Here is a 19,738-nt window from a genome sequence, read left to right as displayed (position 1 = left end):
CCGCATGGCCGAGAAGAGCACGACCCGCGAGAAGAGCGCGCCCGCACCCGACGACAGGCGCAAGCCCGACGAGCTGAGCGACCTGACGAAGCGGTCGTGGGGCTACGTGCTGAAGAAGACGATGCGCGAGTTCGGCGCCGACCAGTGCACCGACCTCGCCGCAGCACTCACGTACTACGCCGTCCTCGCACTCTTCCCGGCGCTGCTGGCGATCGTCTCGGTCCTCGGCCTCTTCGGCCAGGCGCAGGCCACCACCGACACCGTGCTCGAGCTGGTCGGGAACCTCGCCTCGGCGCAGGTCGTCGACGTCCTCCGCGAGCCCATCCAGTCGCTGACGAGCTCTCCGGCCGCGGGAGTCGCGTTCGTCACCGGTATCGTCGGGGCCCTGTGGTCCGCTTCGGGCTATGTCGGCGCGTTCGGCCGCGCCATGAACCGCGTCTACGAGATCGACGAGGGACGTCCGTTCTGGAAGCTGCGCCCGACGATGCTCGGTGTGACGCTCGCCACGGTCGTACTGATCGTCGTCGCCGCGCTGATCCTCGTGCTCAGCGGCCCCGTGGCCGAGGCCGTGGGCGACGTGGTCGGCCTCGGCTCCTCCGCTCTGCTGGTCTGGAACATCGCGAAGTGGCCCGTGCTGCTCGTGATCGCGATCGTGATCGTCGCGATCCTCTACTACTGGGCGCCGAACATCCGTCAGCCGAAGTTCCGCTGGATCGGAGCGGGCTCGGTCCTCGCCCTGCTGATCTGGCTCGTCGCCTCGATCGGCTTCGGCTTCTACGTCGCCAACTTCTCGAACTACGACAAGACCTACGGCTCGCTCGGCGCGGTGATCGTCTTCCTCCTCTGGATCTGGATCACCAACATCGCGCTGCTCTTCGGAGCGGAGTTCGATGCCGAGCTCGAGCGCGGTCGTGAGCTGCAGGCGGGCATCGAGGCGGAGGAGACCATCCAGCTCCCGCCGCGCGACACCGCCGCCAGCGAGAAGAAGGCCGCCGTGCACGAGCAGGACCTGCGCGACGGCCGGTGGCTGCGACTCGCGTCCGAGAACAAGGAGTCGGCGCAGGACGAGAAGAAGGACGACTCCGCGAAGTGAGCCGCGGGTCTCAGGACTCCGCGGCCCAGAGCGCGCGGTAGGCGGCGGCGCGCTCCTCGTCCGGCGCGATGCCGTACTCCTCGAGCAGGAGGCCGGTGAATCCGTCTCCGTAGTTCCAGTCGAGGCTCATCGCCGCGACGGCGAGGTCGGCCCAGCGGTCGCCCACTCCGAGGTCGCCGACGTCCACCGTGCCGCTCCAGGAGCCGTCGTCGTCGATCATCGTATTCGGGGCGCAAGCGTCGCCGTGCACGAGCACGGGCTGTTCGGACTCCGGTGCCGCCCCGCGGTGGAACCAGGAGTCGCGGCGGAGCTCCTCCGGCAGATCACCGGCGGGGACGGCGTGCAACGCCCGGAGGTTCTGCGCGATCGCCCGCACCGCCGTCTCGGGCCGCGCCAGCCAGAGCGGGTCGACGGCGCTGCACCCAGAGACCGGCGCCGTGAGCAGCCACTGGCCGCCGTCCTCGTCCCCCTCGTCGAGCACGCGGGGCGACGGGTGATGGCCCTCCAGCCAGCGCAGCCGCGCCGATTCGCGCCGCAGGTCGATGCCGGTGCCCGCGGGATTCCACTTGAGGTACCCGGTCGGAACGCGGAAGGTCAGCCCGCCGGCCTGGTTGCGCCACGCGAGCTCCGGACCGCCACCGCCGAGCCGTCGGGCTATCGCAGGGATCGCCGCCCCCTCGAGCGAGTACTGCCGCGAGAGGTCCGGACCGGTCATCCCGACAGCCTAGGCACCGCGCGAGCCCTGTGGTCCGACCACATGCTACGGTGTGGTCAGACCACACGAGGAGGAGCGGGATGAGCGACACCGGCGAACGCGCGTGGGAGGCCGTCCTCGCCCACGTCGAGGGCCTCCTGCTCACCGGAGCGCTCGCGCCTGGCGACCGCCTCCCGGGCGAGCGCGCCCTCGCCCTCGAGCTCGGAGTCGGCCGGTCCTCGGTCCGCGAGGCCGTCCGCGTCCTCGAGGTGATGGGGCTGGTGCGCACCCGCTCCGGCTCCGGGCCGGCGGCGGGCGCCGTGATCGTGGCGCGGCCGACCGGAGGGATGAGCGCACTGCTGCGCCTCCAGGTCGCCGCGAGCGGGTTCGCGGTGGAGGACGTCGTCCGCACCCGGCTCGTGCTCGAGACCGCCGTCGTCGACGACCTGGCCCGCACCCCCCGCCCGGCTCTGGGCGAGAGCCGCGAGCTCCTCGATGCGATGGACGCCGAGGTGCTCGACCACGACGCGTTCCTCGCCCTCGACGCGCAGTTCCACCTCTCCCTCGCCGAGGCCTCCGGGAACGCGGTGATCGCGGCGATGACCGCGGGCCTGCGCGACGCGGTCGAGAGCTACGTGATCACCGCCGCGCGCACCCTGCCCGACTGGCCGCGGACCCGGGATCGACTCCGCTCGGAGCACCGCGCCCTGGTCGCCGCGATCGCGGCCGCCGACCCCGACCGCGCCCGCGCGCTCGTCGAGGCCCACATCTCCGGCTACTACGCCGAGACCCACCTGACACCCACCGGAGCGGAGAAGGACTGACCATGGTCGACCGACGAATCCCGAAGGTGCGCGACCTCGCGCCCCTCATGCAGTTCAAGAAGCCCGAGCTCGACCTCAAGAAGGCCCGGCTCGACAAGGCGCTGACGATCCACGACCTCCAGCGCATCGCGAAGCGCCGGACGCCCAAGGCGGCGTTCGACTACACGGAGGGAGCCGCCGAGGCCGAGATCTCGCTGGGCCGTGCGCGCCAGGCGTTCGAGGACATCCAGTTCAACCCGGCGATCCTGCGCGACGTCTCGGAGGTCAGCACCGGCTGGGACGTCCTCGGCGCTCCCGTCTCGCTCCCCTTCGGCATCGCGCCGACCGGCTTCACCAGGATGATGCAGACCGAGGGCGAGATCGCCGGCGCGCGCAACGCGGCCAAGTGGGGCATCCCCTTCTCGCTCTCCACCATGGGCACCACCGCCATCGAGGACGTGAAGGCCGCGAACCCCGACGGCCGCAACTGGTTCCAGCTGTACATGTGGAAGGACCGCGACCGCTCGATGGCGCTCGTGGAGCGCGCGGCCGCGTCAGGCTTCGACACGCTCCTGGTGACGGTCGACGTCCCCGTCGCGGGTGCGCGCCTCCGTGACAAGCGCAACGGCTTCTCGATCCCGCCGCAGCTGACGCTGGGCACCGTGGTGAACGCGATGCCGCGCCCGTGGTGGTGGGTCGACTTCCTCACGACCGAGCCGCTGTCGTTCGCGTCGCTCGACCGCTGGTCCGGCACCGTCGGCGAGCTGCTCGACACCATGTTCGATCCCACCGTCGGATTCGAGGACCTCGCCTGGATCCGCGACCAGTGGCCCGGGAAGATCGTCGTCAAGGGCGTCCAGACGGTCGACGACGCACGTCGCGTGGCCGAGCTCGGCGTCGACGGCGTCGTCCTCTCGAACCACGGCGGCCGCCAGCTCGATCGCGCTCCGATCCCCTTCCACCTCCTCCCGGACGTAGTGCGCGAGGTCGGCACGGGCAGCACGTCCGGCATGGAGATCCACCTCGACACCGGAATCATGTCCGGCGCCGACATCGTGGCCTCGATCGCCCTCGGCGCGCGCTTCACCCTCGTCGGCCGCGCCTACCTGTACGGCCTGATGGCCGGCGGCGAGGCGGGCGTGAACCGGATGATCGAGATCCTGTCCGAGCAGATCACGCGCACCATGCGCCTGCTGGGCGTGAACTCGCTCGAGGAGCTGAACCCCTCGCACGTCACGCAGCTCGAGCGTCTGGTGCCGCGCGCGGTCTCTCCGCAGTTCGTCCTCGCCGACTGAGGCTCCGTCGGGGCGTCCGGCCGGCGCCCCGACCTCAGCGTGCGCGCAGGTAGCGCAGCAGCAGGGTGTCACCGGAGGCGAGGACGTGCGCGAGGCGCTGCACCCTCGCCTCCGCCTCGCCCCGGGCGATCCGGCCGGCGTCGCCGGCCTCGAGCGTCGGGCTGACGGTGAGGTCGAGCTCGTCGACCACGTCGTGCGCGAGGAGGGTACCCAGGAACCTCGGTCCGCCCTCGCAGTGGATCCTGGCGAGACCGCGATCGGCGAGGGCGTCGCGCATCCGCACCGCGTCCAGGTCCTCCTCGCCGCAGACCAGCACGTCCGCCACCTCGGCGAGCTCCTCGCGCCGACGGGCGGGAGACGCTCCGGTGGTGACCACGACCGGGCTCACCGGGGCCTCGGTGAAGATCCGCGAGGCCGGGTCCAGGTCCAGCGAGCCCGAGACGATCGCGAACACCGGATGCGCGGGGCGCCCCTCGGCGGAGCGCGCCGCGGCCGACTCCTCCCCCAGCACCATCGGCCCGTAGCCCTCGGTGCGGACCGTGCCCGCCGCGACCAGCACCACGTCGGCGAGACGACGGAGGAGGTCGAAGACCCGCTCGTCCGCGTCCCCGCCCAGCGCGCCCGAGACGCCCTCCCGGGTGACCGCTCCGTCGATGCTCGAGACGAAATTCCCCCGCAGCCACGGCTCGGAGGTCTCGGCCGAGTAGAGCGCGAGGAGCGCGTCGTCGTCGAGCGCCGCGAGCGGGGACGGGTGCAGGCGGTCGATCGCGGCGCTCATGCGACGGGCTCCTCCTCGATGTTGTGACGGAGGTGGGCGGGTGCCCGCCAGCCGAGAACGGCCTCGGTCAATCGGACCGCGTCGACGGCCTGGCGCACGTCGTGCATGCGCACGATGCGCGCACCGTTGAGGATGCAGATCACCGCCGCTGCGAGGGATCCCTCGAGCCGCTCGCCCTGCGGGCGGTCGAGCGTCTCGCCGATGAAGTCCTTGTTCGACACCGCCGCGAGCACCGGGAGTCCCAGCGCCGCGATCTCGCCCAGGCGACGGGTGAGCTCCAGGGTGTGCAAGGTGTTCTTGTTGAGGTCGTGACCGGGGTCGAGGATGATGCGCTCGTCCGGGACGCCGCCCGCGACCGCCCGGTCCCGCCTCTCGCGCAGGTGGGCGATCACCGAGGCCACGACGTCGTCGTACTCGGGCCGCACGGGCTCGCTCCGCGGTGCGCCCAGGCTGTGCGTGATCACGAGCTGCGCGTCGGACGACGCGACGACGGCGAGCATGTCCGGGTCGTGCAGCCCGCTGGTGTCGTTGACGACGGAGGCGCCCTCGGCGATGCTCAGCCGGGCCACCTCGGCTCGCGTCGTGTCGACCGAGACGACCACGTCGCTCCGCTCGTGGATGCCGGCGACGACGGGCACCACCCGGTCGATCTCCTCCTGCAGCGAGACGGCCGGGCCCCGGCCGAACGGCACTCCCCCGATGTCGACCCAGTCGGCGCCCTGCTCGGCCGCCCGCACCGAGGCGGCCACCGCTCGATCCAGCGCGAAGGTCGAACCCTTGTCGTAGAAGGAGTCGGGGGTGCGGTTCACGACCGCCATCACGGCGACCTGCCGCTCGAAGTCGAACTCGCGTCCGCCGATGGTGCGGGTCATGCTCCAGCCGTCCCTCTCGGTGCAAGCGCCGACGGATCACCGGCGCGGCCGTCGCCCACCCTAGACGAGACGACTCGGAGGCGGCTGCGGCCCCTCCGGCGGCGTCAGCGGTGCGTTCGGCGCAGGCTCGAGCAGTCGCTGGAACAGCACGTGGTCCTGCCACTCGCCCGCGATCCGGAGGTAGCGGCGGGCGATGCCGATGCGCTCGAAGCCGTTGCGCTCGAGCACCGTCTGCGAGCCGACGTTGTGGAGGAGGGTCCCCGCCTGGACGCGGTGCAGGCCCAGCTCGCCGCCGGCGATCCCCATCGCCTCGCCGACCGCGCGGGTCATCACGCCGCGCCCCTCGAGGCGGGCGTCGAGCCAGTAGCCCATCTCGGCGCTCTCGAAGGCGCCGCGGAGGATGTTCGACAGGGTGATCCGTCCGACGATCTCCTCGCCCTGCACGAGGACGAGCGGCAGCACGCTGCCGGAGCGATGGGCGAACAGCGAGTCGGCGATGGCGTCCGTCTGCCCGCCCGCCTCGAAGAACCGGGTCGAGCGCAGCGGCTCCCACGGAGCGAGGTGGCGGCGGTTCCGACGGTAGGCCGCTGAGAGCGCCGGTCCGTCCTCTCGGGCGACGAGGCGGAGCACCGTGCTCTCGTCGAGGCGGATCGGAGCGGGCACGTCCCGAGGGTAGCCCGCGCGGCCGCCCGCGCAGAACCTCGAGGCGAGCCGGAGGCGGGGGCCGCCGTTAACGACGGAACCCCGGCCGAGGGCCGGGGTTCCAGGTGGTGGGCGATACTGGGATCGAACCAGTGACCTCTTCCGTGTCAGGGAAGCGCGCTACCGCTGCGCCAATCGCCCGTTGCTCCAGGAGGAGCGCCTCGTTCGTCGGAACGATCGAGGTGGATACGGGATTCGAACCCGTGTATACGGCTTTGCAGGCCGCTGCCTCGCCTCTCGGCCAATCCACCGTGTATTGGGTTCGGTGTCGGCGGCCCGCGAGGCGAGCCGACCGGTTGGAGAAGACCCGGAGGCCCCCTCAGAAACATCGGCCCGGAGGCCGATATTCGAGCGGATGACGAGATTCGAACTCGCGACCCTCACCTTGGCAAGGTGATGCGCTACCGCTGCGCCACATCCGCATGTTGGTCGTATTCAGTTGTACTACTTCGGAGCCACGTCTTGCCGGACGCTTCCCGTCTTCGCCTCCCCGGCGCTTTCGCTGCCCGGCTCGACCTAGAAGACTTTATAGGACGGCCGCGGGAGAAACCAAATCGAGCGGACGCGGATCCGGGCCGTGTCGACGACTTGCCCGTCTTTCCGCCGGAAACCGCCCCGACACGCCCCGTTCACCCGGGCGTGGCGCGCCGCCGTGGTGCTCCGCGCGCTCCGGGATCCGCTAACATCGTCTCTCGGGTCGTTCACAAGACGGCCTCCTGGGCGATTGGCGCAGTTGGTAGCGCGCTTCCTTCACACGGAAGAGGTCATCGGTTCGAGTCCGGTATCGCCCACCCTCACCCCCGGCCCGTGCAGCAGCGCGGTACCGGGGGTTTTCTCGTGCCCCTCCCGGGCATCGCCGTCCCGCTCCGATCCGACCACGAGGTGCCACCCGCCGTGATGGGCCGCTCCCACGCCGTCTCCGGCGCTCTCGCCTGGTCGGTGGCCACCTCCGTGCCGGCGATCGCCGGTCCGCTCGGAGTCGCGGATCTGCCGCTCGACATCCGTCTCGTCGGTCTCGGGGTCGCCGCGGGATGGGCGCTCGCCCCCGATGCCGACCACGCCCGTGCGACTATCTCCCGCTCCGCACCGGGCGCGTCGATCCTGACGGCCACCGCCGGGCGCATCAGCGGCGGGCACCGCCACGGCATGCACTCGCTGCTCGCCGTCGCCGTGGTCTGGTACCTCGTGCCGGTCCTGACGGCGGTGCGCTTCCCGCTCCCTCCGCTGGGCACCGTGTCCCTCGCGGCGCTGCTGACGCTCCCCGCGCTCGCCTTCGCGGCGAAGGCCACCAGGACCGCCCGGTCCTGGCCGCTCGCCTGGGCCGTCGCAGCGGTGGTCACCGGGCTCCTGATCGGCCTCGCCGACGGCAGCTGGGCGTGGCTGCGCGTGGCGGCCACCCTGGGCTACTTCGTGCACATCGCCGGCGACGCGCTGACCACCGAGGGGATCAACTGGCTCTGGCCGCTGCGGATCCGGGCGCCCCGGGCGGTCCGCCGCATCCCGGTGCTGCGACGCCTCTGGACCTCCGGCGGGTACGCCGCGCTGCCGGTCCTCGGCTCGGCCGGCTCGTGGCGCGAGACGATCCTCTACTGGCTGATGTCCGCCGCGACGACGGTGCTGACCGCCGCGCTGCTCGTCTCGGAGCTCCTGCCCGCCTGACGCGTCAGAAGACCTTCCCCGGGTTCATGATCCCCAGCGGGTCGAACACCGCCTTGATCCCCCGCTGCAGGGCCGTCGAGTCCTCCCCCAGCTCCTCCTCGAGCCAGCGCCGCTTGAGGAGCCCCACGCCGTGCTCGCCGGTCAGGGTGCCTCCGAGCGACACCGCCGTGCGGAAGAGCTCGGCGGCCGCCTCCCAGACCTCCTCTCCGACCTCGTGCGCACCCGCGGGCAGCACGAAGTTCGGATGCAGGTTGCCGTCGCCCGCGTGGGCGACCGTGGGGATCGACAGTCCGGTCCGCTCCTCGATGCCCCTGATCGCCGCGAACATCGCGGGCAGCGCCGAGCGGGGCACGCAGACGTCCTCGATCAGGACCTCGCCCTCGGCCTCCAGCGCGGGGTGGAACGCTCGGCGCACCGCGAGCAGCGCCTCCCCGGCGGCCCGGTCCTCCGTGGACTCCGCGTCGCCGCCCGCGCGCACGACGATCCCGAGGATCCGCCGAGCCTCGTCGCGGGCTCCCCCGTCGTCGGTCTGCACGAGGAGGTAGGCCGCACCGCGGTCGAGCACCGTGCCCGTGTAGCGGCCGATCGCAGCGAGCGCCGCCTCGTCCATCAGCTCCATGACCGCCGGTCGGAGCCGCGCCGCGGTCACGGCCGCGGCGGCCGCTGCGGCGGCGACCACGCTCGGAAAGTACGCGCCGATCGTCACGACGGGCCCCTGCGGGAGGGGACGCAGCTTCACCGTCGCCTCGACGATCACGCCGAGCGTCCCCTCCGACCCGGTCAGCAGCGCGGTGAGGTCGTAGCCGGTCACGCCCTTGACGCTGCGCCGCCCGGTGCGCACCAGCCGCCCGTCCGGCAGCACCACCGCCAGGCCCAGCACGGCCTCCCGCGTCACTCCGTACTTCGCGCAGAGCAGGCCGCCGGCGTTGGTGGCGATGTTGCCGCCGATGCTCGAGATCGCCTTGCTCGCGGGATCGGGCGAGAAGATCAGCCCGTCGGCGGCGACGGCGTCCGAGAGCGCCTGGTTGATCACTCCCGGCTCCACGACGGCCAGCTCGTCCTCGAGCGAGGTCTCGAGGATCCGGTCCATGCGCGCGGTCGAGAGCACGATCGCGCCGCTCGTGGCGACGGCCCCGGCGGCCAGCCCGGTGCCGGCTCCCCGCGGGACGACCGGCACGCGGTGCGCGGTCGCGAGGCGCAGTACGGCCTGGACGTCCTCGACGGAGCGCGCGAGCACCAGGGCGAGCGCGCGCTCCCCCGTGGCGAAGCCCGACTTGTCGGTGTGCACCGCCTCGAAGTCCGGTCCGGCGACGACGAGCGCCTCGCCGACGGCGTCCTGCAGTCCGCGCAGGATCTCGGTGCTGTCCATGGTCCACTCCGTGCGTCGCGGTCGATCCTCTCGATCCTTCCACGCGGGAGGGGCAGGATGGCGGGATGACCAGGTGCCCGCGATGACCGCCCCGACGAGCGCGGGCCTCCTCCTGCACCGCACCGGCCCGGAGGGTCTCGAGGTGTTCCTCGGACGGATGGGCGGACCGCTGTGGACGAGGCGTCCGCGCGCGTGGTCGATCCCGAAGGGCCTGTACACGGAGGAGGAGGCGCCGCTGGACGCGGCGAGGCGCGAGTTCGAGGAGGAGATCGGCGTTCCCGCTCCCGACCTCGACTACCGGCGCCTCGGCGCGTTCCGGCAGTCCTCCGGCAAGATCGTCACGGTGTTCGCGGGCGGTGGGGGCGACGACGTGCGCTTCGTCACGAGCAACACCTTCGAGCTCGAGTGGCCGCGAGGTTCGGGCGTCGTCCGCGAGTACCCCGAGATCGAGACGGCTCGCTGGATGAGCGCGGCCGAGGCGCGGGGCGGGATCGTCGCCGGTCAGCTGCCGATCCTCGACGCGCTCGAGGCGGGGCTCTCGAGCGGCTCGCCGTCGTCGTAGCCGGCCGCCGGCGCGCCGGCCCGGCAGAAGCCGCACCGGCCCCAGGAGTCGCGCCCGGCCGCGTCTCAGTCGGCGGTCGCGTAGACCCGGAGCGCCAGCCGCACGATCCGCACCGACGCCTCCTCGTAGCCGTCGCGCCGGCCGTCGAAGACCTCGGTCTCGCCGTCGTGCGCCCAGCCCGGGTCCTCCCCGCCCGGTCGACGCACCGAGATCGTCAGCCGGTCGGTCGAGTACGACTCCACGACGGGAGCTCGCCAGCCGGGCACCCGCCCGACGATCGGAGTCGCGGTGCGGCCGAGCACGAGCGAGATCGCGCCCCGGGTGCGCGGCCGACGACCCGAGTGCAGGATGCGCACGTCCAGCTGCCCGTCGTCGAGGCGTCGACGCGCGAGGGGGGTCGCCGTCCGCGGGTGCTCCTGATTGACGCCGACGAAGTAGGACCACACGAGCTCGCTCCGCCCCTCGCGCCGCAACTCGAACGGGTCGGTGCCGCGCACCACCCGCAGAGCGGCGAGCACCGCCGAGACGGGCTTGCCGAGCACCTTCTCGTGCTTCTCGCGCGCGGCGACGAACTCCGGGTAGACGCCGACCGAGACCGTGTTCAGCACCGTCACCGGCTCGGAGTCGCCCGCGACGACCTCCGCCACGTCCACGTCCCGTCTCTCGCCGTGCGCGGCCGCGTCGAGGGCGTCCTCGATCGTCAGCAGCCCCAGCGCCTTGGCGAAGTGGTTCATGGTGCCGCCGGGCAGCACCAGCAGCGTCATCCCCTCGGCCCTCGCGAGCGCGGCGCCGACCGACATCGTCCCGTCGCCGCCGTAGACGCCGAGGACCTCCGGGGGCGCATCACCCGCCCGCGCCGCGCGCACGACGTCGGCGAGCTCCTCCCCGTCCTCCAGGCGGTGGACCCGGGCCTTCGGGAAGCGCTCGAGGATCATCGGCTCCGGATCGGGCCGGTGGGAGTCGCGACCCGCACCCGGGTTCAGCACCACGAGCAGTGACGCGCCGTCGCCGAGGGGGCGGGTGTCGACCGGCGGCAGCGTCGCGCGCTCCGAGACCGGGACGTGCCGCGGAGTGGCCGGCACCAGCACTCGCCCCAGCGTCGCGACCACCGCGCCGAGCGCGGCACCGCCCAGCACGTCCGACAGCCAGTGCACGCCCACGTGCAGTCGCGAGAAGGCCACCGCGGCGGCCAGCGGAGCGACCGCCGCGCCGACCTTCGGGTTCTCGAGAGCCACGCCCGCGGCGAAGGCGGCGGCGCTCGCCGCATGGCCGGAGGGGAACGACGGGGACGTGGGCACGCGGGCGAGCCTGCGCCCCACGGGTACATCGACGACCAGCGGGCGGTCGCCGCCGAAGAGGCGCTTGCCGATCAGGTTCGCCGCCGCACTCGCCGCGCTCAGCGAGAGCACGCCGCGCGCCGCCTCCCGCGGGCGCCCGGCGGCCAGCAGCACCGCACCGAGAGCGAACCACAGCACGCCGTGATCAGCCGCACGGGAGAGTCCGACGAGCGCGCCGTCGAGAGCCGGGGAGGCGCGTCGAGCGTTCAACCGCCGCGCTGCGCGGGCGTCCGCGCGGCGGACCGCCCGCGGCACCGCCGTGAGGCGGCGGAGGAGGACGATCGGGGGTCGGGTTCCGCGCAGGGCCATGGCCACAGCCTAGGAGCCGCGACCTGACGGAGCGCCGGTGCGTCAGACCTCGCCGAAGCCCGACTCGACGAGGTCGCCGAGTCGTCGCACGGCCTCGTCGGCCTGGGAGCCCGTCGCCGAGATCACGACCTCGTCCCCCCGGTTCAAGCCCAGCGACATCACACCGAGCAGGCTGGTCGCGTCCTTGCCGTTCGCGTCGATCCGCGCATCGAACGCGCTCGCCAGCGTGACGAACTCGGCGGCCGGCCGCGCGTGCAGCCCGTTCGGGTTGATCAGCACGACGCTGCGCCGGACCTGCGCCGCCGCGAGCTGCTCCTGGGGGGCGGACCCCGCGCCTCCCCGAGCCGACTCCGCGGCCAGCACGACGTCGTCGAGCGAAGCCCCCGTCTCGGCCGCCACCGCCGCCGCCACCGCGCCCTCGACGAGCGGAGCGTCGACCAGGCGCGCGCGGTCCCTCGCGTCGTCGTCCAGGAACTCCAGCGCCGTCTCGGCCGTCATGATCGCGGATCCGAGGTCGCAGAGGACCACGGCGCCCTCGCCCGAGTCCGCCTCGGCGAGAGCCGCCGTGATCCGGTCGAAGCTGGTGCCGATCCCGCCGTCGTCCGTGCCACCCGCGGCGATGAGCGCGACGGAGGGCGCCATCTGCGCTGCGAGCTCCGCCAGTCCCTCCGCGAGGCGTGCGCTGTGCGAGACGAGGACGAGCCCGACGCTCATGCCGCCGCCTCGGCCGCCGCGCGCAGCAGCAGCACGGTCGACACGCTCCCCGGGTCGCGGTGCCCGATGGCCCGCTCCCCCAGGTAGCTGGCCCTGCCCTTGCGGGCGACGAGCGGATCGGTCGACTCCGCTCCGGCCTGCGCCGCGTCCGCCGCCGCGCTCAGCACCGCGCCCGGCGCGGCACCCGCCGAGACGGCGGCCTCCGCGGCCTCCACGGCCGGGATCCACGCGTCGACCATCGTCTTGTCCCCAGCCTCCGCCTTCCCCCGGAGCACGATCCCGTCGCGCGCGGCGGTCAGCAGCGCCACCAGCGCAGGCCCGTCCAGCTGCTCGAGACCGGCGACCGCTCCCGAGGCCTTGAGGAACGCCGTGCCGAAGAGCGGACCGGAGGCGCCGCCCACCGTCGAGATCAGCGTCGTCGCGACCAGCTTGAGCACCTCGGCGGGGGTCGCCCCGCCGCCGACGGCGTCCAGCTTCGCGACCACCGCCTGGAATCCGCGGTCCATGTTCTCGCCGTGATCGCCGTCGCCGATCGCCCGGTCGAGCGTGATCAGCTCCACGCGGTGCTGCGCGATCGACTCCGCCGCCGCGCGCACCCACGCGAGTGCCCACTCGGCGTCCAGCGCCGTCCGTCCGTCCTGCATCGTTCCCTCTCCTGCGACCGCTCCCGCGGCCGTCGTGTCGTGTGCGGCCCGAGCGCCGTCCTCGTCGATCAGCGTCCCCAGCGCAGCGCGGCCGTCTCGACAGGGGCGTCCCAGAGCTCGGTCATCGCCGCATCCAGCTTCAGCACGCTCAGCGAGAACCCCTGCATCTCGAGCGAGGTGACGTAGTTGCCGACGAGGCTGCGCGTCACCTCGATGCCCTTCTCCGCGAGCACCTCCGCGGCCCGGCGGTACGCGATGTAGAGCTCGATCTGCGGCGTGCCGCCCATGCCGTTCACGAACAGCAGCACGCTGTCACCGGAGGAGAAGGGCAGGTCCTCGAGGATCGGGCCGAGGATGCGGTCCACGATCCGGTCCGCCGGCTCGAGCGCGATCTTCTCGCGGCCCGGCTCGCCGTGGATGCCGATCCCGATCTCGATCTCGTCCTCGCCGAGCTCGAAGCTCGGCTCTCCCGCATGCGGCACGATGCACGGCGAGAGAGCGACTCCCATCGACCGCACGTTCGCGTTCACGGCCTCGGCGATCGCTGCGACCTCGTCGAGGGAGTCGCCGCGCTCGGCTGCCGCGCCGGCGATCTTCTCGACGAGGACGGTGCCCGCCACCCCGCGGCGCCCGGCCGTGTAGAGCGAGTCCTTGACCGCCACGTCGTCGTCGATGACGACCGAGCGGACCTCGACGCCCTCCGCCGCCGCGAGATCGGCGGCGGTCTCGAAGTTCAGCACGTCGCCGGTGTAGTTCTTCACGAGGTGCAGCACGCCCGCACCGCCGTCGACCGCCTGCGTCGCCGCGACGATCGGATCGGGAGTGGGCGAGGTGAAGACGGCGCCGGGCACCGCGGCGTCGAGCATCCCGTGCCCGACGAATCCGGCGTGCAGCGGCTCGTGGCCGCTGCCCCCGCCGCTGACGATGCCGACCTTCCCCGCTCGCGGCGCGCCGACGCGCACGACCAACAGCGGGTCCGCCTGGACCCGGACGAGATCGGCGTGGGCGAGGCCGAAACCGGCCACGGACTCGGCGACGACGTTCTTGGGGTCGTTGATGAGCTTCTTCATCGAGGTCTCCTCCAGGGTCCGACCACCACTCGCGGACCGGGGCGATCCGGCTCGGGGTGGATCGCGGTCCGCTCCGTCGCGGACAGCGCTCCCACGTTACGCCCTGGCGCCGTGTCCGGGCAGGGCCGGTCCGCGCCCTCGCGTCGGTCCCGGCGCAGCGTCAGTCCTGCCGTCGCGTCTCCGCGACCCAGGCGTCGAGCTTGGCCGTGGCGGCACCGGAGTCGACCGCATCGGCCGCCCGCCCCATGGCGCTCCGGAAGCGGTCGAGGATCGCGGTCTGGATGAGGGACGGGTCGCGCGCGAGATCGAACGCGATGAGACCGGCCGCCGCGTTCAGCAGCACGATGTCGCGCACGGGCCCGCCGTCGCCCGCGAGCACCGACCGGACCACCTGGGCGTTGTACGCGGCGTCCTTCCCGCGGAGCTGGTCGATGCTCGCGCGGCGCAGGCCCAGATCGCGGGGATCGAGGTCGTGCTCGACGACGAGCCCGCGCGACACCTCCCAGATGTGGCTGTGCCCCGTGGTCGTCAGCTCGTCGAGCCCGTCGTCGCCGCGGAACACCAGCGCGGTCGCCCCGCGGGTCTGGAACACGCCGACGAACAGCGGCACGCGGTCGAGGTGCGCCACGCCGACGGCCGACGCCTCGGGGCGCGCCGGATTGCACAGCGGCCCGAGGAAGTTGAAGACCGTCGGGATCCCGAGCTCGGCCCGCACCGGACCCGCGTGCCGGAAGCCGGGGTGGAACATCGCCGCGAAGACGAACGCGATGCCGGTGCGCCGGAACGCCTCGGCCACGCGCTCGGCCGACAGGCTCAGGTCGACGCCGAGGGCGCCGAGCACGTCGGAGGAGCCGGAGGACGACGAGGCCGCCCGGTTCCCGTGCTTGATCACCGGAGTGCCGGCGGCCGCCGCGATGATCGACGCGGTCGAGGAGATGTTGACGGTGCCGAAGCGGTCGCCGCCCGTCCCGACGATGTCCAGCGCCATCGGATCCACGTCCAGCGGGACCGCGTGCTCGAGGATCGCGTCGCGGAAGCCGACGATCTCGTCGACCGTCTCGCCCTTCGCCCTCAGCGCCACCAGGAGCCCCGCCAGCTGCGCCGGAGTGGCCTCGCCCCGCATCACCTGCTCCATCGCCCAGGTCGCCTCCGAGACGCTGAGATCGGAGGATTCGAGGAGAGCGCTGAGAATCCGCGGCCAGGACAGGGTTTCCGACATGGCACTCAGATTATCCGGGTACGAACGGCATACGGGAAGTGCGAATCACCCCTCCGGGCATCGTCCATAATGGTCTGTGTGACGAGCAGCACTCTTACCCCCACGGCCACCGCGCCCGTAGTGAACCGACCCAACCCGGTCGCGGTCGGAACGATCGTCTGGCTGGGCAGCGAGGTCATGTTCTTCGCGGGCCTGTTCGCGATCTACTTCACCCTCCGCAGCACCTCCCCGGAGCTGTGGGAGGCCGAGACGAGCATCCTCAACGTGCCGTTCGCGAGCGTCAACACGGTGATCCTCGTCGCCTCGTCGTTCACGTGCCAGTTCGGCGTGTTCGCGGCCGAGCGGCTCCAGGCGCGCTCCACCGGGCTCAGCCCGTTCAAGTGGGGCATGGTCGAGTGGTTCTTCCTCACCTACGCGCTCGGCGCGATCTTCGTCTGCGGCCAGGTCTTCGAGTACGCGACCCTCGTCTCCGAGGGTGTGAGCCTGTCGAGCAACGCCTACGGCTCCGCGTTCTACATCACGACCGGCTTCCACGCCCTGCACGTCACCGGCGGGCTCATCGCCTTCCTCCTCGTCATCGGCCGCGCGTTCGCGGTCAAGAACTTCGGTCACAAGGAGGCGACGAGCGCCATCGTCGTCTCGTACTACTGGCACTTCGTCGACGTCGTCTGGGTCGGCCTCTTCGTGGTCATCTACTTCCTCAAGTGATGGGTGCCGCCCCGATGAACTCCTCCACCCCCGATCCCCGCAGGAAGGTTGCCTCGATGGCCTCCCCGAAGACGAAGAGCCGCGCCAAGAAGGGTCGCCGACACCCCCTGGCCACGCTGGCCCTGATCGCCATCGGCCTCGGACTCACCGGAGGCACCTACGCAGCCGTCGGCGTCGCCACGTCGGCCTCCGCCGAGACGTCCGCCAACAGCCAGCAGACGATCGACGAGGGCTCGAAGCTCTTCGCCGCGAACTGCGCGACCTGCCACGGCCTCGCCGCCGCGGGCACCGACAACGCGCCGTCGCTCATCGGCGTGGGCGCCGCCTCGGTCGACTTCCAGGTCGGCACCGGCCGCATGCCGATGCAGATGCACGGCCCGCAGGCGCTCGAGAAGCCCGTCCAGTTCACCGACGAGCAGGTCGCCGAGCTGGCTGCATACGTCGCGTCCCTGGCGCCCGGCCCGGCCATCCCCACCGGCGAGGTCCTCGACGGCCAGGGCGACACCGCCAACGGCGCCGAGCTCTTCCGCATCAACTGCGCGATGTGCCACAACGTCGCCGGAGCCGGCGGCGCGCTGACCGAGGGCAAGTTCGCTCCCCCGCTGGGCGGCGTCACCGAGGCGCACATCTACGAGGCGATGGTCACCGGCCCGCAGAACATGCCGGTCTTCAACGATCTGAACATCTCGCCCGAGGACAAGCGGGACATCATCTCGTACCTCAAGTACATCGAGGCCAACCCGTCCCCGGGCGGATTCGCGCTCGGCTCCCTCGGGCCGGTCGCGGAGGGCCTCTTCCTCTGGATCTTCGGCCTCGGCGCCATCGTCGCGCTCACGGTGTGGATCACCGCCCGATCGAACTAGTGAACATCCGCGCCCTGACGGGCGTGACAACCCCCACGGCTCCGACCGGAGCCGATAGGCGTGAAAAGGAGAACCATGGCAGAGCACGATGAGGGTGGCACGGACCTCGCCACCTCGTCGGCCACCGGGCACGGTTCGGCTCCGGCCGGCACCGCGGTCGTCACACGGGGCCGGGTCCAGGACCCGGGACTCCCGCCGCACCGCCCCCGGATGACCGATCTCGACCCCAAGGTCGAGAAGCGTGCCGAGCGCACGGTGTACACGCTCTTCTACCTCTCCTTCGCGGGATCCCTGTTCGCGGTCGCCGCGTACATGGCCTTCCCCATCACGGAGGAGATCGAGTCCGTCCGCCTGAACACGCTGTTCATCGGCCTGGGCATGTCCCTCGCCCTGCTCGCGATCGGCATCGCCGCCGTCCACTGGGGCAAGCAGCTGATGTCCGACCACGAGGGCATCGACATCCGCCACCCGGTCCGCTCGTCGGAGGACACCCGGGCCCGCGCCCTCGAGATCTTCGACCAGTCCGACAAGGAGTCCGGCTTCGGCCGCCGCTCCGTCATCCGGAACAGCCTGATCGCCTCGCTGGTCGTCTTCCCGCTGCCGGCGGTCATCCTGTTCCGCGGCCTCGGCCCGCAGGACCAGAACCCCGTCGCCCTCCTCAAGACCACCATGTGGAAGGAGGGCACCCGGCTCACGCTGGACCCCTCCGGTGCCCCGATCCTCGCATCGGACGTCACCCTGGGCTCCGCCTTCCACGTCATCCCCGAAGGCCTCGAGCAGGTCGAAGGCAAGCTCGAGGAGAAGGCCAAGGCCTCCGTCCTCCTGATGCGCCTGAAGCCCGAGGACCTCGTCGTCAGCGAGGGTCGAGAGACCTGGAACTACGACGGAATCGTCGCCTATTCGAAGATCTGCACGCACGTCGGCTGCCCTGTGGCGCTGTACGAGCAGCAGACCCACCACCTGCTGTGCCCGTGCCACCAGTCGCAGTTCGACATCAAGCACGAGGCTGCCGTCATCTTCGGCCCGGCGAAGCGCCCGCTTCCGCAGCTGCCCATCACCGTCGACGACGAGGGCTATCTGGTCGCGCAGAGCGACTTCACGGAGCCCGTCGGACCGTCCTTCTGGGAGCGATGACTCACATGTCCACCACCACACCGTCACGACCCTCGTCGTCGCCCCAGGGCAACGACGACGGCGGCATCCTCGGCAGCGGCAAGCTGCAGAAGGGCTATGTCGGAGCAGCGTCGAACTACATCGACGAGCGGACGAGCATCTCGGCCGTCGTCAAGGAGTTCGGCCGCAAGATCTTCCCCGACCACTGGTCCTTCCTCCTCGGCGAGGTCGCGCTCTACAGCTTCGTCATCATCCTGCTGTCGGGCACCTTCCTCACGTTCTTCTTCCAGGCGTCCATGGTCGAGACACACTACGAGGGCAGCTACCTGCCGATGAAGGGCATCGAGATGTCCGCGGCGATGGCCTCGTCGCTCGACATCTCCTTCGACATCCGCGGCGGCCTGCTGATGCGCCAGATCCACCACTGGGCGGCGCTGCTGTTCGTGGCCTCGATCGGCCTCCACATGCTGCGCATCTTCTTCACCGGCGCGTTCCGCAAGCCGCGCGAGCTCAACTGGGTCATCGGCTTCGTCCTCTTCATCCTCGCGATGGCCGAGGGCTTCACCGGCTACTCCCTCCCCGACGACCTGCTGTCGGGCAACGGCCTCCGCATCATCGACGGGATGGTCAAGGGCATCCCGGTCGTCGGCACCTGGATCTCGTTCCTGCTCTTCGGCGGCGAGTTCCCGGGCACCGACATCGTCGGCCGCCTGTACACCCTGCACATCCTGCTGCTGCCGGCCCTGGTGCTCGCGTTCATCGCCCTGCACCTCGTGTTCGTGGTCGTCCACAAGCACACCCAGTTCCCCGGTGCGGGCAAGACCGAGCAGAACGTCGTCGGCTACCCGGTGCTCCCGGTCTACGCCGCGAAGGCCGGTGGATTCTTCTTCATCGTCTTCGGTGTCGTCGTCCTCATCGCGTCGCTGTTCACGATCAACCCGATCTGGAACTACGGCCCCTACGACCCCTCGCCCGTGTCCGCCGGCACCCAGCCCGACTGGTACATCGGCTTCGCGGACGGTGCGCTGCGCCTCGTCCCGCCGGGACTCGAGTGGGCCATCCCGGGCCTCGGCACGCTGTCGTTCAACATCCTCATCCCGCTCGTCGGCCTGGGTCTGTTCATCGTCGCGGTCATGCTCTACCCGTTCCTCGAGGCGTGGATCACGGGTGACAAGCGCGAGCACCACCTGCTCGACCGCCCGCGCAACGCCGCGACCCGCACGGCGATCGGTGCCGCCGGAGTCACGTTCTACGCGGTCCTCTGGGCTGCTGCGTCCTCCGACATCATCGCCACGCACTTCCACCTCACGATGGAAGGCGTCATTCACGCCCTGCAGTTCTGCCTGATCGTCGGCCCCTTCGTCGCGTACTTCATCACGAAGCGCATCTGCCTCGCCCTGCAGAAGAAGGACCGCGAGATCGCCCTGCACGGCTTCGAGTCCGGCCGCATCGTCCGCCTCCCCGGCGGCGAGTTCATCGAGGTGCACCAGCAGCTCGACGAGTACGAGCGCTGGAAGCTGGTCAGCCAGGACGAGTACGAGCCGCTGATGATCCGCCCGAACTCGCGTGGACGCATCACCGCCCCGCAGCGCGTGCGTGCCGGTCTCTCCCGCTGGTTCTTCGAGGACCGCATCACCCCCGTCACCCAGAAGGAGCTCGAGAGCTCGCACAGCGAGCACTGACCTCCCTCCCCCGAAGGGCCCGGACGATCCGTCGTCCGGGCCCTTCGTCGTTCCCGGGCGAACTCCGCGCTTCTCCCCCGTTGCCGTCCGCCGCGAGTCGCGATGACACCTGCGCCTGTGGTTCGTCGTCATCACTGCAGTCGGATCGGCTCTCAGGGCCGGGCAGGTGATCGTCGGGACGGAGTCGCCGTGGCGGTGGTACTCGGCCGGTCGTATGACGGCCCGGTGAGGGCGCCAGGTGGTGGTTGTCGA

General features: G+C 71.6%; 19 protein-coding genes and 4 tRNA genes. 10 read left to right on the top strand and 13 right to left on the bottom strand.

Features of this window, described 5'->3' with window-relative positions; all coding sequences use genetic code 11:
- Positions 1 to 4 precede the first annotated feature (4 nt).
- Positions 5 to 1,093 (top strand): YihY/virulence factor BrkB family protein, encoded by a 1,089-nt coding sequence (locus tag LRG51_RS00795; protein WP_107575301.1) that lies wholly within the window; start codon positions 5 to 7, stop codon positions 1,091 to 1,093.
- Positions 1,094 to 1,103: 10 nt separating this feature from the next.
- Here the strand turns inward: LRG51_RS00795 and LRG51_RS00790 are convergent, their stop codons facing one another.
- Positions 1,104 to 1,808 (bottom strand): aminoglycoside 3'-phosphotransferase, encoded by a 705-nt coding sequence (locus LRG51_RS00790; protein WP_230670427.1) that lies wholly within the window; start codon positions 1,806 to 1,808, stop codon positions 1,104 to 1,106.
- Positions 1,809 to 1,888: 80 nt separating this feature from the next.
- Here LRG51_RS00790 and LRG51_RS00785 point away from each other — a divergent pair, with 80 nt between their 5' ends.
- Positions 1,889 to 2,611 (top strand): FadR/GntR family transcriptional regulator, encoded by a 723-nt coding sequence (locus tag LRG51_RS00785; protein WP_230670425.1) that lies wholly within the window; start codon positions 1,889 to 1,891, stop codon positions 2,609 to 2,611.
- Positions 2,612 to 2,613: 2 nt separating this feature from the next.
- A complete protein-coding gene (locus tag LRG51_RS00780; protein ID WP_056867248.1) occupies positions 2,614 to 3,885 on the top strand; it encodes an alpha-hydroxy acid oxidase in 1,272 nt (423 codons plus the stop codon).
- Between the two features lie 34 nt (positions 3,886 to 3,919).
- Here the strand turns inward: LRG51_RS00780 and LRG51_RS00775 are convergent, their stop codons facing one another.
- The 6 genes from LRG51_RS00775 to LRG51_RS00750 form a co-directional block, all read right to left on the bottom strand.
- A complete protein-coding gene (locus tag LRG51_RS00775) occupies positions 3,920 to 4,663 on the bottom strand; it encodes a pyrimidine reductase family protein (protein ID WP_230670423.1) in 744 nt (247 codons plus the stop codon).
- On the bottom strand, positions 4,660 to 5,535 hold the full coding sequence (gene folP / locus LRG51_RS00770) for a dihydropteroate synthase (RefSeq protein WP_230670421.1): 876 nt from the start codon (positions 5,533 to 5,535) through the stop codon (positions 4,660 to 4,662). The genes LRG51_RS00775 and folP overlap by 4 nt, the downstream gene beginning before the upstream one ends.
- Before the next feature lie 60 nt (positions 5,536 to 5,595).
- A complete protein-coding gene (locus tag LRG51_RS00765; RefSeq protein WP_230670419.1) occupies positions 5,596 to 6,198 on the bottom strand; it encodes a GNAT family N-acetyltransferase in 603 nt (200 codons plus the stop codon).
- A gap of 105 nt (positions 6,199 to 6,303) precedes the next feature.
- Positions 6,304 to 6,378, bottom strand: a tRNA-Val gene (locus LRG51_RS00760).
- 39 nt (positions 6,379 to 6,417) lie between these two features.
- Positions 6,418 to 6,488, bottom strand: a tRNA-Cys gene (locus LRG51_RS00755).
- A gap of 99 nt (positions 6,489 to 6,587) precedes the next feature.
- Positions 6,588 to 6,659: transfer RNA gene (locus LRG51_RS00750), tRNA-Gly, on the bottom strand.
- 296 nt (positions 6,660 to 6,955) lie between these two features.
- Between LRG51_RS00750 and LRG51_RS00745 the strand changes: the two genes are divergently transcribed.
- Together LRG51_RS00745 and LRG51_RS00740 are read left to right on the top strand one after the other, a co-directional pair.
- Positions 6,956 to 7,028, top strand: a tRNA-Val gene (locus tag LRG51_RS00745).
- A 46-nt stretch (positions 7,029 to 7,074) separates the two neighbouring features.
- A complete protein-coding gene (locus LRG51_RS00740) occupies positions 7,075 to 7,896 on the top strand; it encodes a metal-dependent hydrolase (RefSeq protein WP_157603165.1) in 822 nt (273 codons plus the stop codon).
- A 4-nt stretch (positions 7,897 to 7,900) separates the two neighbouring features.
- Here the strand turns inward: LRG51_RS00740 and LRG51_RS00735 are convergent, their stop codons facing one another.
- Complete coding sequence (locus LRG51_RS00735) at positions 7,901 to 9,265, bottom strand: FAD-binding oxidoreductase (protein WP_230670417.1); 1,365 nt, start codon at positions 9,263 to 9,265, stop codon at positions 7,901 to 7,903.
- Positions 9,266 to 9,347: 82 nt separating this feature from the next.
- Here LRG51_RS00735 and LRG51_RS00730 point away from each other — a divergent pair, with 82 nt between their 5' ends.
- The gene (locus LRG51_RS00730) at positions 9,348 to 9,827 is read left to right on the top strand and encodes an NUDIX domain-containing protein (protein WP_055793070.1); all 480 of its coding nucleotides are present in this window, start codon (positions 9,348 to 9,350) and stop codon (positions 9,825 to 9,827) included.
- A gap of 65 nt (positions 9,828 to 9,892) precedes the next feature.
- Here the strand turns inward: LRG51_RS00730 and LRG51_RS00725 are convergent, their stop codons facing one another.
- From LRG51_RS00725 to trpD, 5 genes are all read right to left on the bottom strand, one after another.
- On the bottom strand, positions 9,893 to 11,473 hold the full coding sequence (locus LRG51_RS00725) for a bifunctional phosphatase PAP2/diacylglycerol kinase family protein (RefSeq protein WP_082481391.1): 1,581 nt from the start codon (positions 11,471 to 11,473) through the stop codon (positions 9,893 to 9,895).
- A 42-nt stretch (positions 11,474 to 11,515) separates the two neighbouring features.
- A complete protein-coding gene (dhaM, locus tag LRG51_RS00720; protein ID WP_055791690.1) occupies positions 11,516 to 12,187 on the bottom strand; it encodes a dihydroxyacetone kinase phosphoryl donor subunit DhaM in 672 nt (223 codons plus the stop codon).
- Complete coding sequence (gene dhaL / locus LRG51_RS00715; RefSeq protein ID WP_230670415.1) at positions 12,184 to 12,831, bottom strand: dihydroxyacetone kinase subunit DhaL; 648 nt, start codon at positions 12,829 to 12,831, stop codon at positions 12,184 to 12,186. The genes dhaM and dhaL overlap by 4 nt, the downstream gene beginning before the upstream one ends.
- 68 nt (positions 12,832 to 12,899) lie before the next feature.
- Entirely contained in the window at positions 12,900 to 13,901 is a 1,002-nt protein-coding gene (dhaK, locus tag LRG51_RS00710) for a dihydroxyacetone kinase subunit DhaK (RefSeq protein ID WP_230670413.1), read from the bottom strand.
- A gap of 160 nt (positions 13,902 to 14,061) precedes the next feature.
- On the bottom strand, positions 14,062 to 15,120 hold the full coding sequence (gene trpD / locus LRG51_RS00705) for an anthranilate phosphoribosyltransferase (RefSeq protein WP_055791681.1): 1,059 nt from the start codon (positions 15,118 to 15,120) through the stop codon (positions 14,062 to 14,064).
- A gap of 69 nt (positions 15,121 to 15,189) precedes the next feature.
- Here trpD and ctaE point away from each other — a divergent pair, with 69 nt between their 5' ends.
- The 4 genes from ctaE (at position 15,190) to qcrB (ending at position 19,486) form a co-directional block, all read left to right on the top strand.
- The gene (gene ctaE, locus LRG51_RS00700; protein WP_055791679.1) at positions 15,190 to 15,828 is read left to right on the top strand and encodes an aa3-type cytochrome oxidase subunit III; all 639 of its coding nucleotides are present in this window, start codon (positions 15,190 to 15,192) and stop codon (positions 15,826 to 15,828) included.
- A 56-nt stretch (positions 15,829 to 15,884) separates the two neighbouring features.
- On the top strand, positions 15,885 to 16,691 hold the full coding sequence (gene qcrC / locus LRG51_RS00695) for a cytochrome bc1 complex diheme cytochrome c subunit (protein WP_230670412.1): 807 nt from the start codon (positions 15,885 to 15,887) through the stop codon (positions 16,689 to 16,691).
- 75 nt (positions 16,692 to 16,766) lie between these two features.
- Entirely contained in the window at positions 16,767 to 17,825 is a 1,059-nt protein-coding gene (gene qcrA / locus LRG51_RS00690) for a cytochrome bc1 complex Rieske iron-sulfur subunit (protein WP_055791673.1), read from the top strand.
- Positions 17,826 to 17,830: 5 nt separating this feature from the next.
- The gene (gene qcrB, locus LRG51_RS00685; RefSeq protein WP_230670410.1) at positions 17,831 to 19,486 is read left to right on the top strand and encodes a cytochrome bc1 complex cytochrome b subunit; all 1,656 of its coding nucleotides are present in this window, start codon (positions 17,831 to 17,833) and stop codon (positions 19,484 to 19,486) included.
- Positions 19,487 to 19,738: the final 252 nt, after the last annotated feature.

This window comes from Rathayibacter sp. Leaf248 (genome assembly GCF_920939495.1).
Lineage (GTDB): Bacteria > Actinomycetota > Actinomycetes > Actinomycetales > Microbacteriaceae > Rathayibacter > Rathayibacter caricis.
The sequence above is the reverse complement of the archived record's forward strand: the minus strand, read 5'-3'. Positions and strand labels throughout refer to the sequence as shown.

Coding starts and splice junctions, on each gene's coding strand:
- LRG51_RS00775 (WP_230670423.1), bottom strand. CDS start 4,663: ATGAGCGCCGCGATCGACCGCCTGCACCCGTCCCCGCTCGCGGCGCTC.
- trpD (WP_055791681.1), bottom strand. CDS start 15,120: ATGTCGGAAACCCTGTCCTGGCCGCGGATTCTCAGCGCTCTCCTCGAA.
- LRG51_RS00780 (WP_056867248.1), top strand. CDS start 2,614: ATGGTCGACCGACGAATCCCGAAGGTGCGCGACCTCGCGCCCCTCATG.
- qcrB (WP_230670410.1), top strand. CDS start 17,831: ATGTCCACCACCACACCGTCACGACCCTCGTCGTCGCCCCAGGGCAAC.
- dhaK (WP_230670413.1), bottom strand. CDS start 13,901: ATGAAGAAGCTCATCAACGACCCCAAGAACGTCGTCGCCGAGTCCGTG.
- LRG51_RS00795 (WP_107575301.1), top strand. CDS start 5: ATGGCCGAGAAGAGCACGACCCGCGAGAAGAGCGCGCCCGCACCCGAC.
- LRG51_RS00735 (WP_230670417.1), bottom strand. CDS start 9,265: ATGGACAGCACCGAGATCCTGCGCGGACTGCAGGACGCCGTCGGCGAG.
- LRG51_RS00730 (WP_055793070.1), top strand. CDS start 9,348: ATGACCGCCCCGACGAGCGCGGGCCTCCTCCTGCACCGCACCGGCCCG.
- folP (WP_230670421.1), bottom strand. CDS start 5,535: ATGACCCGCACCATCGGCGGACGCGAGTTCGACTTCGAGCGGCAGGTC.
- LRG51_RS00790 (WP_230670427.1), bottom strand. CDS start 1,808: ATGACCGGTCCGGACCTCTCGCGGCAGTACTCGCTCGAGGGGGCGGCG.
- dhaM (WP_055791690.1), bottom strand. CDS start 12,187: ATGAGCGTCGGGCTCGTCCTCGTCTCGCACAGCGCACGCCTCGCGGAG.
- LRG51_RS00725 (WP_082481391.1), bottom strand. CDS start 11,473: ATGGCCCTGCGCGGAACCCGACCCCCGATCGTCCTCCTCCGCCGCCTC.
- LRG51_RS00785 (WP_230670425.1), top strand. CDS start 1,889: ATGAGCGACACCGGCGAACGCGCGTGGGAGGCCGTCCTCGCCCACGTC.
- dhaL (WP_230670415.1), bottom strand. CDS start 12,831: ATGCAGGACGGACGGACGGCGCTGGACGCCGAGTGGGCACTCGCGTGG.
- qcrC (WP_230670412.1), top strand. CDS start 15,885: ATGGCCTCCCCGAAGACGAAGAGCCGCGCCAAGAAGGGTCGCCGACAC.
- ctaE (WP_055791679.1), top strand. CDS start 15,190: ATGGTCTGTGTGACGAGCAGCACTCTTACCCCCACGGCCACCGCGCCC.
- qcrA (WP_055791673.1), top strand. CDS start 16,767: ATGGCAGAGCACGATGAGGGTGGCACGGACCTCGCCACCTCGTCGGCC.